Annotated in this window: 16 protein-coding genes; 1 reads left to right on the top strand and 15 read right to left on the bottom strand. The window is 40.3% G+C overall.

Annotated features, from left to right (window positions below; all coding sequences use genetic code 11):
• The first annotated feature begins 191 nt into the window (after positions 1-191).
• Positions 192-1,910, top strand: coding sequence for an NFACT family protein (locus AA0017_RS05240; protein WP_413380044.1), 1,719 nt, complete (start codon positions 192-194; stop codon positions 1,908-1,910).
• Positions 1,911-2,106: 196 nt separating this feature from the next.
• Here AA0017_RS05240 and moaA read toward each other — a convergent pair whose 3' ends face one another.
• From moaA to AA0017_RS05165, 15 genes are all read right to left on the bottom strand, one after another.
• Positions 2,107-3,132: a GTP 3',8-cyclase MoaA gene (gene moaA / locus AA0017_RS05235; protein WP_413380043.1), complete on the bottom strand. Its 1,026-nt coding sequence runs from the start codon at positions 3,130-3,132 to the stop codon at positions 2,107-2,109.
• Positions 3,133-3,956: 824 nt separating this feature from the next.
• Positions 3,957-4,418 carry an IS200/IS605 family transposase gene (tnpA, locus tag AA0017_RS05230; protein ID WP_413382362.1) on the bottom strand — a complete coding sequence of 154 codons (462 nt, stop codon included), beginning with the start codon at positions 4,416-4,418 and terminating at the stop codon, positions 3,957-3,959.
• Between the two features lie 197 nt (positions 4,419-4,615).
• The gene (gene pyrE, locus AA0017_RS05225; protein WP_413380042.1) at positions 4,616-5,248 is read right to left on the bottom strand and encodes an orotate phosphoribosyltransferase; all 633 of its coding nucleotides are present in this window, start codon (positions 5,246-5,248) and stop codon (positions 4,616-4,618) included.
• On the bottom strand, positions 5,245-5,958 hold the full coding sequence (gene pyrF / locus AA0017_RS05220; RefSeq protein WP_413380041.1) for an orotidine-5'-phosphate decarboxylase: 714 nt from the start codon (positions 5,956-5,958) through the stop codon (positions 5,245-5,247). Before pyrF ends, pyrE begins: the two co-directional genes overlap by 4 nt.
• Entirely contained in the window at positions 5,943-6,872 is a 930-nt protein-coding gene (locus AA0017_RS05215; RefSeq protein WP_413380040.1) for a dihydroorotate dehydrogenase, read from the bottom strand. Before AA0017_RS05215 ends, pyrF begins: the two co-directional genes overlap by 16 nt.
• Positions 6,869-7,648: a dihydroorotate dehydrogenase electron transfer subunit gene (locus tag AA0017_RS05210; RefSeq protein WP_413380039.1), complete on the bottom strand. Its 780-nt coding sequence runs from the start codon at positions 7,646-7,648 to the stop codon at positions 6,869-6,871. Before AA0017_RS05210 ends, AA0017_RS05215 begins: the two co-directional genes overlap by 4 nt.
• 20 nt (positions 7,649-7,668) lie before the next feature.
• Positions 7,669-10,860 (bottom strand): carbamoyl-phosphate synthase large subunit, encoded by a 3,192-nt coding sequence (carB, locus tag AA0017_RS05205; RefSeq protein ID WP_413380038.1) that lies wholly within the window; start codon positions 10,858-10,860, stop codon positions 7,669-7,671.
• A 20-nt stretch (positions 10,861-10,880) separates the two neighbouring features.
• Positions 10,881-11,972, bottom strand: coding sequence for a glutamine-hydrolyzing carbamoyl-phosphate synthase small subunit (carA, locus tag AA0017_RS05200; protein ID WP_413380037.1), 1,092 nt, complete (start codon positions 11,970-11,972; stop codon positions 10,881-10,883).
• Positions 11,969-13,252: a dihydroorotase gene (locus AA0017_RS05195; protein WP_413380036.1), complete on the bottom strand. Its 1,284-nt coding sequence runs from the start codon at positions 13,250-13,252 to the stop codon at positions 11,969-11,971. Before AA0017_RS05195 ends, carA begins: the two co-directional genes overlap by 4 nt.
• Positions 13,253-13,320: 68 nt before the next feature.
• A complete protein-coding gene (locus tag AA0017_RS05190) occupies positions 13,321-14,223 on the bottom strand; it encodes an aspartate carbamoyltransferase catalytic subunit (RefSeq protein WP_413380035.1) in 903 nt (300 codons plus the stop codon).
• A 193-nt stretch (positions 14,224-14,416) separates the two neighbouring features.
• On the bottom strand, positions 14,417-15,742 hold the full coding sequence (locus AA0017_RS05185; protein ID WP_413380034.1) for a solute carrier family 23 protein: 1,326 nt from the start codon (positions 15,740-15,742) through the stop codon (positions 14,417-14,419).
• Positions 15,743-15,893: 151 nt separating this feature from the next.
• Complete coding sequence (gene pyrR, locus AA0017_RS05180; RefSeq protein WP_413380033.1) at positions 15,894-16,439, bottom strand: bifunctional pyr operon transcriptional regulator/uracil phosphoribosyltransferase PyrR; 546 nt, start codon at positions 16,437-16,439, stop codon at positions 15,894-15,896.
• A 196-nt stretch (positions 16,440-16,635) separates the two neighbouring features.
• A complete protein-coding gene (locus AA0017_RS05175) occupies positions 16,636-17,550 on the bottom strand; it encodes an RluA family pseudouridine synthase (RefSeq protein ID WP_413380032.1) in 915 nt (304 codons plus the stop codon).
• Positions 17,550-18,017: a signal peptidase II gene (lspA, locus tag AA0017_RS05170; protein WP_413380031.1), complete on the bottom strand. Its 468-nt coding sequence runs from the start codon at positions 18,015-18,017 to the stop codon at positions 17,550-17,552. Before lspA ends, AA0017_RS05175 begins: the two co-directional genes overlap by 1 nt.
• 74 nt (positions 18,018-18,091) lie before the next feature.
• Positions 18,092-18,760 carry a TraR/DksA C4-type zinc finger protein gene (locus tag AA0017_RS05165; RefSeq protein ID WP_413380030.1) on the bottom strand — a complete coding sequence of 223 codons (669 nt, stop codon included), beginning with the start codon at positions 18,758-18,760 and terminating at the stop codon, positions 18,092-18,094.
• Between the last annotated feature and the right edge of the window lie 206 nt (positions 18,761-18,966).

Genomic DNA, 18,966 nt, shown 5'->3' with positions numbered 1-18,966 from the left:
CACTGACATTCTAACCTCGATTAACTCTCTAAATGAGGACTAGTTATCCTCCTACAAGCGATCTTATTCAGTCTCGTCCTAAAACATGCTATACTCAATGAAGCATTTAATAATTTGTCCGAGTATCAGATTTTTGACTTGTACGTTTTTTTCGTTAAAAGCAATTGAAGACAGTTAAAGAGGTGGGGCCAATGTCATTTGATGGAATGATGACAAGAGCAATCGTAAAGGAATGTAGTGATTTATTAACAACAGGAAGAATCAATAAAATTTATCAGCCATTTAAAACAGAGCTGATTTTATCGGTACGAGCAAAGGGAAAAAGCTACTCTTTGTTACTATCAGCCAATGCACAATTTGCTAGAGCTCATCTAACAAATGAAAAATATACAAACCCCCAAGTTCCACCAATGTTTTGTATGTTATTAAGAAAACATTTAGAAGGAGCTTTTATTGAAAGCATCACTCAATTAGGTTCAGAACGAATCTTTATGATTGATTGCCAAACAAAAGATGAACTTGGCGATGATACTTCTAAACGCCTCATCATTGAAATTATGGGCAAACATAGCAACATCATTTTGATCGACCGGGAAACGAAGCAAATTATTGACAGTATTAAACATGTTAGTTATGCCCAAAGCAGTTATCGGGCTGTCTTACCAGGTCAAGCATATAAACTCCCTCCCGAACAAAATAAATTCGATCCGATTGACGTTGATGCGGAAAATTTATTAAAACGAATCGATTTTAATTCTGGAAAAATCGACCGTCAAATCGTCGAACAATTTGTTGGGATTTCACCAATGATCGGGCAAGAAATCATTTCAAGGGCAGGGATGGTTAATGCTAACACCCTTGTGGAAAGCTTTCTTAATATCATCACACCTATTAAAAACCATATTTACGAGCCACAAATGATTACAGTAGGTGCAAAAGAGTATTTTTCTATTATTTCCTTAACTCATTTAAAAGGAGAAGTACGTCGTTTTGACACCGTTAGTCTCATGTTAGACCGCTACTTTTACGGGAAAGCCGAACGTGATAGAGTCAGACAACAAGCTCACGACTTAGAGCGTTTTTTACAAAATGAGGCCCAGAAAAACAAGAAAAAAATTAAAAAGCTAGAGCAAACACTAAAAAATGCGGATAAAGCTCACTCGTACCAAAAACAAGGTGAACTCTTAACTGCCAATATGCATCTCATAAAAAGAGGCGATAAAGTGGTCGAAGTCATGGATTATTATGATCCAAATGGAGCGGTCATAACGATAAATCTAAGTCCACAAAAATCACCTTCCGATAATGCCCAAGCCTATTTCAAACGTTATAATAAAGCGAAAAATTCGGTAGCCGTCGTGATGGAGCAATTAGAGCATACGAAAAAAGAGATTGAGTATCTTGAGCAGCTCATCCAACAAATGGAAAGTGCCGCCCCAAGTGATATCGAAGAAATTCGCGAAGAGCTGGTAGAAGAAGGATATATTCGTAAACGCGTTCAAAAAGGCGATAAGAAGAAAAAGAAAGATCACAAACCACAGTTGGAGCGTTATTTATCAACGAGCGGCCTGGAATTTTTTGTTGGAAAAAACAATAAACAAAATGATTATTTAACGAATCGTTTTGCCCGCCAGGATGAAATATGGCTTCATACAAAAGACATCCCCGGCTCCCATGTGGTGATCCGCAGTACGGATCCTGATGAACAAACGCTAAAAGAAGCGGCAACAATCGCTGCCTTCTTTAGTAAAGCAAAATTATCCAGCTCGGTTCCCGTCGACTTCACAAAAATCCGTCATGTCAAAAAGCCGAATGGCTCAAAGCCAGGGTATGTGATTTATGATAATCAAACGACCTTATTTGTAACGCCTGACGAAGATTTAGTGCTGCAATTAAAACAGCGCTCTTGAGTGAAATCCTTGATTTTGGATAAATAAATGTGTGGATTCAGCTCCTTTTTATCTTTATAAAGTGAGTGTGAGACTCCACTCCTGGGATAGGGTACACTAAGTTTTATTTTTCTATCAAAAAAGCTGTAAAGCATACTAACCATGCTCTACAGCTTTTTTATATACATTTATCTTTTACCTCTGATTTGCTTATCGATTAGCCACCGATATGCGACATTTCAATTTTCTCGCGCTTCGTATTTCCGTCTAAGGAGCGCTCAGCTGAATACCTGTCATCTCGTTTGTTCCAGCAGTTTTTAATTTCATTCATAATATCTTCATCGGAATAATTTCCACGAATCAGCTTTTTAAAGTCATGCCCTTTAGTGGCAAATAAACAAGTATATAAAGAGCCTTCTACTGATAAGCGTGCTCTTGTACAAGAATGACAAAAGGCGTCTGAAACTGATGAGATAACACCGACTTCATCATTGGAACCTATATATTTAAAACGAGAAGCCACCTCACCAACATATGCTGGTTTTATTGCTTCTAAAGGCATTTCTTCATTTATCCGTTCAATGATTTCTTGTTTTGAAATCACTTCATCATATTTCCAACCATTAGAAGTCCCTACATCCATATATTCAATAAACCGAAGCATATAGCCTTTTTCCCTAAAAAATTTAGCCATCGGAATGATGTCATCGTCATTGACACCCTTTTGTACAACCATATTCACTTTTACTCCTAAACCAGCATCAGCGGCCGCTTGCATCCCTTTTAATACGGGATCAATTCCAATCCCACGCCCATTAATTTTGCCAAACTTTTCACTATCTAAACTATCTAAACTAACGGTTACTCGTTTTAACCCCGCTTCTTTTAGTTCCTTGGCATAACGCGGCAAAAGAACTCCGTTTGTGGTCATCGCGATATCTTCAATTTTAGTTGTTTGAGATAATAAAGCAATAAGCTGTGGTAAGTCTTTGCGCATTAATGGTTCGCCGCCAGTAATACGCAATTTTTGCAACGATGTTACATGATGGAATAAAGATACGAGTCGGTTTAATTCTTCAAAACTTAGTAATTCATCCCTTTTTAAAAAGGGATAGTCTGCTCCAAAAATTTCCGCCGGCATGCAATAATGACAACGAAAATTACAACGATCGGTCACCGATATACGTAAATCCTTTAATGGACGTTGCCAATGGTCAAAAATCGTTTCTTTTTGTTCGACCATTCTCCTCACTCCTTATTCGTACGTCCCATTTATTAAAATAAACTTCCTTTAATCATAGCATTTAATAAATCAACCTAGTTAGAGTGTTTATCACTCTTATTGAGCACCCTAAAATTGGGGCACTTTCGTCTCTTTATAGTAAGCACTTTCACTTTAAAAATGGGGGAAATTAATGAATCTCTTACTTTATGAAAACATATTCAGCTCCATTATACAAGTGAACAAGTTTAACCATTAAAAGATTGATTGACTAAATGCGACAAGTGACAGTGCTTGTCGAACTTAGGGTGGGCTTTGATTCCCTTTGTGGCTCTTTTTCGATGGCTTCTGGCTTTATTGACCTTCTTTGATTCCTTTTGTGGCTCTTTTTCGATGGCTTCGGGCTTCATTGACCTTCTTTGATTCCCTTTGCGGCTTTTATTCGATGGCTTCGGGCTTCATTGACGCTCTATGATTCCCTTTGCGGCTCTTTTTCGATAGCTTCGGGCTTCATTGACGCACTTTGATTCCCTTTGTGGCTCTTTTTCGATGGCTTCGGGCTTCATTGACGCACTTTGATTCCCTTTGTGGCTCTTTTTCGATGGCTTCGGGCTTCATTGACGCACTTTGATTCCCTTTGTGGCTCTTTTTCGATGGCTTCGGGCTTCACTAGTTCAACACGTGGCACTTGTCGAACTTAACCTACCGACCAAATCAAAACCACCAGTGTGAACTGGTGGTTTACTCTGCGGCTGAAAGCCTTTCTTACCGGCCTAGGCCTTAAAGGCCCACTGAACCGGTTTCCCTTTTGCACCACATTCACCCACTAATTCTAAAGAATTTCTTTATCTCTTCTTATTTTTCTCTCCGGTAAACGGGTCATAGTCTTCGAACAATGATAACTGATCACCCATATAGTCTTCTTTTAGCTGATTCCTAATGTATTCTTGTATCTGCTTCTTGTTTCTTCCCACTGTATCAACATAGAAGCCTCTACACCAAAACTTCCTGTTCCCGTAGCGATACTTCAAATTGGCATGTCGATCAAATATCATGAGACTACTTTTCCCTTTTAAGTACCCCATGAATTGTGACACACTTAACTTCGGCGGAATACTTACTAACATATGGATGTGATCCGGACAAGCATTTGCTTCATGAATCACGACCCCTTTTCTTTCACATAAATCTCTTATGATCTGTCCGATACTTTTTTTGTATTTTCCATAGATGATTTGTCTTCTGTATTTTGGTGCAAACACGATGTGATACTTACAATTCCATGTTGTGTGTGCTAAACTATTCATGTCCTTCACAGGGCATACCTCCTTCTTTGGTGCGATGAAGCGGTCGGGAAACCAACTTTATCCTACCATGAAGTGAGGTTTTTTTTTAATACCACGCTTGAAGCTTTTTAGAACCCCCGGCATAGCCAGGGGTTTTCGAAACCACTAAAAAAGCTACACAAAAGATCTAATGACCTTTTGTGTAGCCCTTCATTTCATTAAATATGTACCCACGCTTCATCGCTTGGATCTTTTCGCCACTGTGTTAATTTTTCCCACTCTTTATCCGAAATCGTTCCTTTTTCCTTTGCGACTTCTACGAGCGTTGAATAATTGGATAAAACCGCCACTTCTAATTCGGCTTCAGCTAGATTGGCTGTTGCTTTATCTAATTCATAAGTAAAAATCGCGACAACGCCTAGCACTTCTGCTCCACTTTCGCGAATCGCTTTGGCCGATGTAATCGCACTTCCACCAGTTGAAATTAAATCTTCCACGATGACAACTTTTTGCCCCTTCTCAATCTTACCTTCGATTTGGCTTTGTTTGCCATGGCTTTTTGCTTTGCCACGAATATAGGCCATTGGTAAATCGAGTTCTTCACTAACCCATGCTGCATGAGGAATCCCTGCAGTTGCTGTCCCGGCTACAACATCAACCTCAGGATAGTACTCTTTAATTAATGCCGCTAAGCCTTTAGCAATCTCTTTTCGAACCACTGGATAGGACATCGTTAAACGATTATCACAATAAATCGGTGATTTCAGCCCCGAACTCCAAGTAAATGGTTCATTTGGACTTAAGCTGACGGCTTCAATATTTAATAGATGCTCGGCAATTTGTTTTTTCATGATTGGCCCTCCCAGTTTGCTTTCATTTTTTGATATGTTTCATAAGGGGTTTCACTTGATGTAATGCTCCGTCCAACAACAATCGCATAACTGCCAAGCTCCCTCGCTGCTTGTGGTGTAACGACACGCTTCTGGTCGCCTACTTCATCTGATTCTTGTCTAATTCCAGGTGTCACCGTTAAAAATTCATCGCCACAAACCTCACGAATGAGTGGTACTTCTTTAGCTGAACAGACGACCCCATCTAATCCTGCTGCTTGAGCTTGTTTTGCATAAGAAATCACGACATCGTCTAACGGTTTCTCAATTAAAAGCTCTTCTCTAAGCATTTCTTCGTCTGTACTCGTCAATTGCGTAACAGCAATCAATTTCGGTCGCTTTTGTCCTAGGTTTGTCCCTGCTTCTAGACCTTCTAAAGCGGCACGCATCATCGTCTGCCCACCTGCTGCATGGACATTAATCATATCAATGCCAAGACCAGCTAAAACCTTCATCGCACGTTTCACGGTGTTTGGAATATCATGTAATTTAATATCAAGGAAAATGGAATGACCCGCTTCTTTTAATTCCGTAATCGCTCCGGGCCCCTCACGATAAAACATTTCCATGCCTACTTTAAGAAATAAAGGCTCATGACCAAATGATTCAAGTAGTTGCTTTCTTTTTTCCACACTATCGACATCTAAAGCAATCATTAACGGACGTTGCATAATTCCTTCCAACTCCCTCCTACTAATTCACTTACATGGTCCACTCCCATTTCATCAAGCTTTTTCGGTAGCTGTTCGATTAAGTTCGGGCATGCATATGGGTCAACAAAATTTTGTGTTCCGACCGCCACCGCACTTGCACCCGCTAAGAAAAATTCGATGACATCATCAACGGTTGTAATCCCACCCATCCCGATAATCGGAATATCGACAGCTTGACTAACTTGGTGAATCATTCGAATCGCGACTGGTTTAATCGCGGGTCCTGATAAACCACCTGCTTGATTCGCTAAAATCGGCTTACGTGTTTTTAAATCAATGCGCATCCCTAGCAATGTATTAATCATCGATAACCCATCTGCTCCGGCTTTTTCGACAGCCTTTGCCATGGAAACGATATCCGCGACATTTGGTGACAGTTTAACGTAAACCGGCACACTAGAAACCCGCTTCACTTCTTTCGTTAATTCAGCGGCTACTTCTGGAACTGTTCCAAAAGCGATTCCACCTTTTTTAACATTTGGACAGGAAATATTTAATTCAAGCGCTGTGACATTTTTATTTTTTGATACTCTTTCTGCTACTTGGATATAATCTTCCATCTCAGAACCTGCAACATTCGCTAAAATTGGAACATCATATTTTTCTAACCAAGGTAATTCCTCGTTACAAACTTTATCTAAGCCTGGATTTTGCAAACCAATCGCATTTAAAAGTCCTGCCTTCGTTTCTGCTAGGCGTGGAGTTGGATTCCCGTATCGTGTTTCAACCGTCGTCGCTTTGACCGCAATCGCTCCAAGCTCACTTAAATCATAAAAATTCGCATATTCTTTTCCAAATCCGAAACAACCAGACGCTGGCATAATCGGATTTTTCATCTTTAACCCAGGTAACTCAATCGCTAAACGACTCATAACACAACCTCCCCTACTTTAAAGACAGGACCATCTGTACATACTTTTTTATAACTAGCACCTTCAGGGTCATTTGTTAAATGGCAGACACAAGCAAGACATGCTCCAATCCCACAGCCCATTCGTTCTTCAAGGGATAAAAAGGCACGCTTATCAGCAAATCTCTCCGTTAACGCCTTTAACATCGCATTTGGTCCACATGAATAAAGGGTATCAAAGGTAAGATTATGCTTATGAATGGCATCTGTGACAAACCCTTTTATCCCATGGCTACCATCCACCGTTGTCACATAGGTCGGCCCAAGCTCATTAAATTCTTTTTCATAAAAAACAGCTTCTTTTGATTGGAAGCCAAGGACGTGGATAACTTCCACGCCTCTTGCTTTCAATTGTTTAGACAGATAATAGAGGGGAGGTACACCGATCCCGCCACCGACAAGTAAGGCTACTTCTCCAGGTTTGGTTTCCTCAACTGGAAACCCTTGACCGAGTGGTCCTAATACGTCAATTTGTGAGTGAACTTGTTTTTCAGATAAACGTTTTGTCCCGTCACCTTCAACTCGGTAAAGCATCGTTAACGTTTGTTCCTCTGTGTTCACATCACAAATACTAAGTGGACGTCGTAATAATAAGTCCTCATATTGATCAATTTTGATATGAACAAATTGACCTGGATTGGTCATCGCTGTTACCAACGGTCCTTGGCATGTGATTTCATAGATTTGTTCGGCAATTTGCTGTTGGCTTACGATGCTTAAATGTCCTTGTTTCTTCAAGATCTTATCCCCCTCATTCATTAAGCGTTCATTTGTGGCATACTTTCAGATGAAAATGTAATCGATTCGATAACGGATAACAGAGCCGCAGCCGTGTCAATCGAAGTTAAACATACAACTCCATTTTCGACCGATTCACGACGAATACGGAATCCGTCTCTAGCTGGCTGTTTTCCACGCGTTAACGTGTTAATCACAAATTGTGCTTGGCCTTGTCTAATCACATCTAATAAGTGTGGTTTCTCATCCCCGATTTTATTGACAATCGTTACAGGAATGTTTAATTGGCTAATTTCTTTCGCCGTTCCTTCTGTCGCTAAAATGTCATAACCAATTCGATGGAAGCGTTCCACTAAACTCATCGCTTCTTCTTTGTCTTTATCTGCGACTGTAAACAGAACAGCTCCATGTTTTGGAATCTTCATTCCTGAAGCAATTAACCCTTTATACAAAGCCTTTTCAAGCGTACGGTCACGTCCCATTACTTCTCCAGTTGATTTCATTTCTGGTCCGAGCGTAATATCAACTCTTCTTAATTTGGCAAAAGAGAAGACTGGGACTTTAACAGATACTTCTTTTGCTTCTGGGTGATAGCCTGTCTCATAGCCAAGCTCCGGTAATGTTTTTCCGAGCATGACTTTTGTCGCTAAATTCGCCATCGGTACACCAGTAATCTTGCTTAAGAAAGGCACCGTCCGACTTGAACGAGGGTTCACTTCTAACACATAAACCTCATCCTTATGCCAGACAAATTGAATGTTTAGTAAACCGACAATATTTAAACCTCTTGCAATTTTAATCGTACGTTCAATTAAACGCTGCTTCAGTTCTTCTGGTACTGTTTGTGGAGGATAGACAGCAATCGAATCACCAGAGTGAACGCCTGCACGCTCGATATGTTCCATAATCCCTGGAATATAAACATTCTCTCCATCAGAAATCGCATCAACTTCTAGCTCTTTACCGGTTAAATAACGGTCGACTAATACTGGATGCTTAGGATTCACTTTTACCGCGCGAGCCATATAGTTTAAAAGCTCTTCTTCTTTATAAACGATTTCCATCGCACGACCACCTAGTACATAGGATGGCCGGACAAGAACCGGGTAACCAATGTCTGTCGCAATTTTAACAGCCTGTTCCACCGATGTTGCTGTTTTTCCTAAAGGTTGTGGAATCTCTAATTCCATTAAGCTTTGTTCAAACTTGTCACGATCCTCGGCACGGTCCATATCCGCTAATTTTGTCCCGATAATTTTAACCCCGCGTTCTTCTAAACCGTCGGCTAAGTTAATCGCCGTTTGTCCACCAAATTGAACGATGACGCCTTCTGGTTGCTCATGTTCAATGACATGCATGACATCTTCAATCGTTAACGGTTCAAAATATAACTTATCAGACGTACTAAAGTCTGTAGATACCGTCTCTGGGTTATTGTTCATAATAATGGCTTCATAACCGGCTTCTTTAATCGCCCAAACCGAATGGACTGTTGCATAATCAAATTCAATCCCTTGACCGATCCGAATCGGACCTGAACCTAACACGAGAATACTCTTTTTATCGGTACGAACCGACTCCATTTCTTCTTCATAAGTCCCGTAAAAATAAGGTGTGGCTGATTCAAATTCAGCGGCACATGTATCAACCATTTTATAAACTGGAATGAGGCCATTTGCTTTTCTTAACTCGTAAACTTCACGTTCAGTCGTTTGCCATAATCCAGCAATTGTCTCATCTGAAAGTCCACGTTCTTTTACTTCTTTTAAAAGCTCAATATTTTGAACTTCTTCTTTTAATTGCGTTTCATAGCCAACAATCTTCTCGATTTTGCGTAAGAAATAACGGTCAATTTTCGTTTGCTCATGTAACTCTTCTAATGATGAACCTCTTCTATACAGCTCCGCTAGAGCGAATAAACGCTGGTCATCTGGTGATGCAATTCGTTTTAATAATTCTTCTGTCGACAATTCATCAAGCTCGACATCATGAACATGATGATAGCCAGCTTCTAAAGAACGAACAGCTTTTAGAAGCGATTCTTCAATGTTACGACCAATTGCCATAACCTCTCCTGTTGCTTTCATTTGAGTGCCCAATTTACGGTTGGCCGCGTTAAATTTATCAAATGGCCAGCGTGGGATTTTTGCCACGACATAATCAAGAGCTGGTTCAAAACTTGCATAAGTTGTACCCGTCACTGGGTTTTTAATTTCATCTATACTATAACCACATGCGATTTTCGCAGCCATTTTTGCTATCGGATAACCTGTTGCTTTCGAAGCAAGGGCAGATGAGCGACTGACACGTGGATTTACTTCGATAATATAATATTGATTACTATGTGGGTCTAAGGCAAATTGTACGTTACAACCACCTTCAATTCCTAACGCTCGAATGATTCGTAAACTCGAATTTCTTAACATTTGGTAGTCACGGTCTGTTAATGTTTGACTTGGCGCAAAGACAATCGAGTCACCAGTATGTACGCCCACTGGGTCGAAGTTTTCCATATTACAAACGACAATCGCTTGGTCTTTTCCATCACGCATCACTTCATATTCCACTTCTTTAAATCCGGCGATGCTTTTTTCAATTAAACATTGAGTCACAGGGCTGTATTTTAAACCACTCGTCACAATTTCGTTTAGCTCTTCTTCATTATGACAAATACCTCCACCTGTTCCTCCAAGTGTATAGGCTGGGCGAACGATGACAGGATAACCAATTTCAGCAACAAAAACTTTCGCTTCTTCAAGTGTATGAACAATCTCACTTTCTGGAACTGGCTCTTGTAACTCTTGCATTAAAGCTCTAAATTTTTCACGGTCTTCCGCTTGCTTTATCGCATCCAAATCGGTTCCAAGCAATTCGATGTTATATGTGTTTAAAATGCCTGACTCATCGAGCTCCATGGCCATATTTAAACCTGTTTGTCCACCAAGTGTTGCGACAATTCCATCTGGACGTTCTTTCCGAATAATACGGCTGACAAACTCTAGTGTAATTGGCTCAATATACACACGGTCGGCCATCGTTGTATCGGTCATAATCGTCGCTGGATTTGAGTTAATTAAAATAACTTCATACCCTTCTTCTTTTAACGCTTGGCATGCTTGAGTTCCGGCATAATCAAATTCTGCTGCTTGCCCAATCACAATTGGTCCTGAACCAATCACTAAAATTTTATTAATATCTGTTCGCTTCGCCATAATTCTCCTACTCCCCTTCTTTATACATGTTGTGGTTGTTTTTTATTTTCGTTGATAAGCTTCATAAAAGAATCAAATAAATGATTGGCATCATGTGGACCTGGTGATGCTTCTGGATGGTATTGGACACTGAACGCTGGATACACTTTATGTTGCACACCTTCTACCGTTCCATCATTCACCGCAACATGTGTTAATTCAAGCTCTGTTGCCTCTAAAGATTCCGCGTCTACCGTATACCCATGATTTTGAGCCGTAATATCAATTTTTCCTGTCGCTAATTCTCGTACCGGATGATTGGACCCACGGTGGCCGAAACGTAAGCGACTCGTCGTAGCCCCGCATGCTAATGCTAAAAGCTGATGGCCTAAACAAATTCCGAAGATAGGTACTTTTCCAAGGATTCCTTTAACCATTTCAATCGCTTCTGGTACGTCCTCTGGATTTCCTGGTCCGTTACTTAAGAGCACACCGTCCGCACCAAGGCGCATGATTTCATCTGCCGTTGTTTTATAAGGAACGACAATAACATCACATTGACGTTCAATTAACCCGTGTAAAATACCATGCTTCATACCAAAATCGACGAGCACTACTCGTTTTCCTTTTCCTGGTACATGATAAGGGTCTTTAGTTGAAACGAGCTCCACTTGATTTTTCATCCATTCACTTGCCTTTAACATCTCAACCACGGCTGTAACATCAACATCACTCGCACAAATTCGCCCCTTTAAAGTCCCATGCTCGCGAATTAGACGTGTTAATTTTCTCGTATCAATTCCAGCAAGTCCTGGAATTTCTTTTGCCTCTAAAAGAGTGTGTAAAGATTCTTCACTACGCCAATGGCTCGGTTCAAGCTCAATTTCTTTTACAATCAAACCGTGAATTGCCGGGGTAATCGATTCAAAATCATCACGATTAATGCCATAGTTTCCAATTAGCGGGTAAGTTAACGTCACAATTTGTCCACAATAAGAAGGATCCGATAAAATTTCTTGGTAACCCGTCATTCCCGTATTAAAAACAACCTCGCCACTCATTTGCACATCTGCCCCGAATCCATAACCTTTAAAAACTTCTCCGTTTTCTAACACTAATATTTTTTCACTCATCGCACGACACTCCCTTGTTGTTTCTCCCAAACTTTCTTACCACTAACAAACGTCATCACCGGCCACCCTTGGCAAGACCAACCTTGGAACGGTGTATTTTTTCCCTTTGAAACAAATGTCTCTTTATCGATTTTCTCTTCAAGTTCAAGGTCAATGACCGCAATATCAGCGACCGCCCCCTCTTCTAGTGTCCCTCTTTCTAATTTAAAGGTACTTGCAGGTAGGACAGTTAACCAGTCGACCAATTGTTTTAAGCTCATTTTTCCTGTTTGAACAAAATTTGTATACATTAATGGAAACGCGGTTTCTAAACCAACGATACCAAATGGGGCACGTTCCATTGATTGTGCTTTTTCTTCTTCTGTATGTGGGGCATGGTCGGTTGCAATAAAATCAATCGTTCCATCCATCAACCCTTCGATTAACGCTTCTTGATCCGCTTTTCCTCTTAATGGAGGATTCATTTTGTAGTTTGTATCTAACCCTGGAATATCTTCTTCATTTAATAAAAGGTGGTGCGGCGTTACTTCCGCCGTTACGTTAATTCCGGCTCGTTTTGCATCACGGACGACTCGAACCGATTCCTTTGTACTAATATGGCAAACATGATAATGAGCACCTGCCGCTTCAGCTAGGAGGACATCTCTAGCAATATGAACCGATTCACAAACAGATGGAATTCCATTAAGGCCATGCTCTTTTGAAAATTTCCCTTCATGCACGGCTCCGGCATGGATAAGCGTATTTTCTTCACAGTGAGCGACCACTGCCATATCTAGCTCGGCAGCCTTTGTCATTGCTTGAAGCATCATATCGGCCGATTGCACGCCGACTCCATCGTCGGTAAAAGCAAACGCTCCGGCTTCTTTTAAGGCGCCAAAATCAGTTAATTCTTTTCCGAGCTGTCTCGTCGTAATCGCCGCATATGGGAGAACATTAACATGACCGGTTTCTTCAATTCTTCCTGTTAACCATTCCATTTGTTCTTTTGTGTCTGGTACTGGTCGTGTATTTGGCATCGCACAAATCGTTGTAAAACCACCTTTTGCTGCTGCAAGTGTTCCTGTTTCAATCGTTTCTTTTTGCTCGCCACCAGGCTCACGTAAATGAACATGGACATCAACAAGTCCAGGCGTAATTAATTTTCCCGTTACATCGATTTTTTCATCGTAAACATCCAGCGTTTCAAAACTAATTTTTCCATCGATGATTGAAACGTCGATTTGTTTTTCCTGACCATCCTTCGTTAATACGATTCCACCCGTTAATTGAATTTTCATGATAAAATCCTCCCTCGTTTTATGTAATCTGTAAGGGCTGCTCCTTACAGTTTTACTTGCTGAATACCTTAGCCTTCTAAGACCTTTTTTAAAACGGCCATTCTTGCGGCGACTCCGTTTTGCATTTGTTTAAAAATCCTTGAGCGTTCACATTCAACTAACTCACTGGCAATTTCAACGTCGCGATTGACCGGTGCAGGATGAAGAATAATGCTTCTATCCTTCATTTTTCTTTCTCGCTCAATCGTTAAGCCGTACTGTTGGTGATACTGTTCTTTTGTTAGCACCATTCCATCATCGTGACGCTCATGCTGAATACGTAGCATCATCATCACATCTGCTTGTTTTACCGCTTCATCCATCGTTACGTAAGGATACGTTTTAGCAAAACCATTCATCCACTCTTTTGGCCCACTTACCGAAACATTTGCCCCCAGTTTTGTTAATATCTCTGCATTGGACCGAGCGACACGACTATGTCTTAAATCGCCGCATATGACGATTTCGACATTTTGAAAACTTTTGAATTCTTGTCTTATTGTTAATAAATCTAAAAGTGATTGGGTCGGATGATGGCCACAACCATCCCCCGCATTAATAATGGGAATGTTTAATGTTTTTAATTGCTCGTAAAAGGCATCTTCTGGATGACGAATGACGAGTGCATCGGCCCCAATCGCTTCTAATGTTTTGGCTGTATCATAGAGGGTTTCACCTTTTTGCACACTAGAGGTTTCAGCTGAGAAATTCAGAACTTCAAGACCTAATTTCTTTTCCGCTACTTCAAAGCTAAATTTTGTTCTTGTACTTGCTTCATAAAAAAGGTTCGCCACAAACATTTGGCGTTTCGGACTCCACATTGCTCCATCGGCAAAGTTTTGAGCCTCCTCTAATAATTGAAAGACCTCCGTAAGTGATAGGTTCGATAACATATGCAATCCTTTGTTTTGGTTCGATAGAAGATTGATCATGTGTATCCCTCCGTCCATTTGATTTTGTCGACTCTTCTTTTCTTAATATCCGATTTTTTGCAAAGAAAAATGCCCTAAATGTCACATTTAGGGCATGAGGAAAGGAGGCACGGTTATCAATCGTTACGCCTGCTCCATTTCCTTAAAGCCCCTTTTAAGTCTCTCTGTACTCGTTTAAAGGATGCTTGCTTGTTTATTTTTCTTCTTTTAACTCTTCATTTGAAAACAACTGACTGTTTTCTCCGAAGGCGGCTTGTTTATCTGGTAACACAAGGTGTAGGATAACCCCAACAAATGTTGCAAGCGCCATTCCAGCGATTTGGAATTCATCACTGATTTTTAGAAACGCTCCACCAATACCGATGACTAAAATCGTTGAGGCGATAACTAAGTTACGTTTCACACCAAAGTCTACTTTATTATCAATTAACATTCTTAAACCAGACGAAGCAATGATACCGAATAAGAGAATCGAGATCCCCCCCATTACCGCTGACGGAATCGAAGAAATGACAGCCGAAACTTTTCCGATAAAGGAGAACATAATCGCAATGACGGCTGTTCCTCCGATAACGTATACACTAAATACTCGCGTCATTGCCAAAACCCCAATGTTTTCACCGTATGTTGTATTAGGTGGTCCACCGACTAGTGAAGCAACAATTGAGGCAATCCCATCACCAAAAATCGAACGATGTAAGCCCGGTTTTTCAATAAAATTCCGTCCTGTTACTTTACTCAATACCATCTGTTGTCCTATATGTTCAGCTAAGGTTACAGCTGCAACTGGGACCATCACTATGATAATCGCCCAAGAAAAGTTTGGTGTGTACGTGATAAATGGAATCATCGTATCAGGTGCTTGAAGCCAAGCCGTTTCCTTTATTTCTGTAAAATCGACCAACCCTTGTACAGCTGCGAAAATGTATCCACTCACTACTCCAAATAAAATCGGAATCAGTGCGAAAAACCCTTTGAAAAACATATTTGCGATTATCGTTGCCGCTAATGTAAATAATGCGACAGTAAAATGCTGTAAGCTATAAACTGAGGTGCCATCTGGTCCTGGAATATTCATTGCCATATCTACAGCCGTTCCAGATAACCCTAAACCGATAACCATAATAACAGGTCCAACAACGGCTGGAGGTAAAATATTCATTAACCATTTAACACCGCTTTTTTTAACGGCTAAAGCAACAAGCCCGTAAACAATACCAGCAAAAAAGGTTCCGACCATCACCCCTTCAGGTCCACCTAATGCCGTGGCGGTAATGATTGGACTGATAAAAGCAAACGATGAACCGAGGTAGGCTGGAATTTGTCCTCTCGTAATAACTAAGTAAGCAAGCGTTCCTAAACCACTTGATAATAAAGCGACAGATGGGCTTAATCCGACAATCGCCGGTACTAAAATCGTTGCGCCAAACATGGCAAATAAGTGCTGTAAGCTTAAAATCACCCATTTATCTAAACGCGGGACATCGCGTACCCCTAAAACTTCTTTTTGCTGACTCATCCTGTTCTTCCTCCTAATCACTCTTACGCAAAACCCTCTTAACCAGTTGGCTAAGAGGGTTCAGGAGATAAACCCGGTGCACAGATAGGCATGCCGGTTATCTACTTTGCTCTTGCCAGCCTCTCTGGACTGTTTTAAAGAGTTTATCTATTTATTTTTTATCAATTTTCACTTGGTCGATTGCGTCGACTTCTTTTAATTCCGCTACAATAATTTCGCTTTTAGAAGTTGGAACATTTTTCCCCACATAATCTGGTCGAATCGGAAGTTCTCGATGACCTCTGTCGACTAAAACCGCAAGTTGAATTTGTTCTGGTCTTCCTAAATCAATTAAAGCATCAAGTGCTGCTCGAACCGTTCTTCCTGTGTAAAGAACATCATCAACAAGAATCACTTTACGGTTTTCAATTTCAATCGGAATATTCGTTCCTTGAATGACCGGCTCTTCTGTATCCGTCTTAACTGTTAAGTCATCACGATATAATGTAATGTCAATCTCTCCGACGGGAAGTGGTAGCCCTTCAATCTGTTCAATTTTCTCCGCCAATCTTTGAGCCAAATAAATGCCTCTTGTTTTAATGCCTACTAATACACAATTTTCGATTCCTTTATTCCGTTCAATAATTTCATGAGCAATTCGAGTGGTCGCTCGTGTAATGGCTTGTTCATCTAAAATAACTTGAGACATTTTTGCCACCTCCTCATTAGTAATCCCCTAAAACATGCAAAAAACCCTCTTGTCATAAAGAGACAAGAGGGCAGAATAAGTCTGTACACATACGGATCGTTCCAAAGATCCGATGACGATTTCCGCTGTCCTTCTTAGCCTCACTGGACTATAGTTAAAGGGCTTATTCAGTTCTTAATAACTATCGCACAAAAACATTCAAGTGTCAACCGATTATTCGTAAATGTTCGAGTAATTTCTCCATCTCCGTTGGGAGAGGAGCTTCAAACTCAATCCACTCTTTCGTTTTTGGATGTTCAAAACCTAAAACAGCTGCATGTAACGCTTGACCATCAATGTCAAGTGTCTTCTTCGGACCATATTTCGGATCACCGGCTAACGGATAACCGATATATTTCATATGAACACGAATTTGATGAGTACGACCCGTTTCAAGCTCACATTGAACATACGTATAATTCGTAAAACGATCTAACACTGTAAAATGAGTTACAGCATCTCGAGAATTCTCATTAGTTACCGTCATGCTTTGACGATCCTTTTTGTCACGGCCAATCGGAGCATCAATCGTTCCTGTTTGATGTGAAATGACACCATGCACGATCGCTTGATACACTCTTTTAGTTGTTTTCGCCTTTAATTGATTAACAAGTGATTCATGAGCTTGATCATTTTTAGCGACCATCAATAGTCCAGATGTATCCTTATCAATCCGATGGACAATACCCGGTCGAATGACACCATTAATCCCTGATAAATCCTTACAGTGATACATTAAAGCATTTACAAGCGTGCCTGAATAATGCCCTGGTGCTGGATGTACGACCATGCCACTCGGTTTATTAACAACGATCACATCTTCATCTTCAAATACGATATCTAAAGGGATGTTCTCTGCCACTACCTCTAATACTTCTGGCTCAGGAACAGATACTTCCACTTGATCAAGATCAGAAACCTTATAATTGCTTTTGACAACATTCCCGTTCACTTCGACTCTTTTTTCTTTAATCCATTGTTGAACCTGTGTCCGTGACCATTCTTCATGTTGAGTCGTAATAAACTTATCAATTCGCTCTCCCGCAAGTTCACTTGTTACTTCAAATTTAAATACTTCCATTACTTTATCTCCTTCTTTGCCTTACGTTCGTCTTGAAACATTTTTATAAATAAAAGGGCTACCCCAATACAAAGGGCTGAATCAGCGACATTAAAAATCGCAAAATTATATCCAAATGGGTATGTATCAATAAAATCGACAACTTCTCCACGGAAAAGACGATCAATAAAATTCCCAATCGCTCCCCCTAAAATTAAAGCTAATGAAGTACCATAAAGAATGCTATATTTTCCTTCTTTTTGCATGAAATAAACAATCGCAATGACAACACCAATTGTCACGATATAAAAGAACCACATTTGTCCTTCTAATATCCCAAAGGCGGCACCAGTATTCCGATGTGAAGTAAAATAAAGAAATCCATCGATAAGCGGAATCCTTTGACTAATTTCCATTTGGGTTGCTACAATCCATTTTGTTATTTGATCCAATATAATAATGAGGGCAGCAATAATATAATAAATCACATATATCCTCCGTTCTCTTCTTCATGCCATTCTTTAGCATTATAGCATAAAAAGAGGGGGAAGACCCCTCTAAACTAATTCTCATATTCATCAAAATAATGGTCCATATGGACGTTTCGCTGAAATTGCACATTTTCTGCCCCGCGATAACCATCGATGCCCGTTGATAAAAAGCCTTCAATTTCCTCCACATATCCGACTGATTCATCGTCATCATCTAAAGAAGCATCTTCATAAGTCATTGAATTCTCATTAAATCTTGCGACCGCTTGATAAGCATCTTCTGCATCAAATTCTGTTTCTTTCTCACTTCCATCATAATTGTAACGTCCAAAAGCTCCTTGTGCTTCTTCTTCAATCGGTCGATAATTTTTCACATGCGATTCGGTTGCTGATACGACCGTTTTGGCGGTCGGGTTTGCTTGCAATCGTTCAAATGGTATTTCCTGACCGGTTTTTTCACAAATCCCATACGTACCATTTTTTATTCGTTCCAGTGCATCGAGAACTTGATGATATCGCTCGGCTGCGTGCTCCTCGAGTGCAAAATCTTTCTCACGCTCATATAATTCAGTCGCTGTATCCGCGGGGTGATTATCATATTGTGAAAGCTCACCCGTTGATGCAGACTCACTGTTATGCAATTCACTTTCCTTAAAATACTTTAACTGTTGCTCAAATTCCTCTTTTTGTTGGAGTAATTGTTGATGCAACTGTTTAAAATTTGAATTCAATGTTAACACCTCCCCTTAAGCACCTTTTTTCAGATGCCTTTTTAGCTTTCCTCATAATTGCGTGAATAGCCGACGCAAGATTTTACAATTCATTTGAAATCATTTTTTGAGGTAGACGCTCTTATGACGCGACATCTCCTTCCTTTTTCACATTCCCCGTCGTATCTGCTCCCTTACGACGCAACAACTTAGCCCTTTTTCACATTCCCCGTCGT

It is taken from the genome of Alkalihalobacillus phoenicis (assembly GCF_047302405.1).
Lineage (GTDB): Bacteria > Bacillota > Bacilli > Bacillales > Bacillaceae_D > Alkalihalobacillus.
Note: the sequence above shows the minus strand (reverse complement) of the source record. Positions and strands in the feature narration are given on the sequence as shown.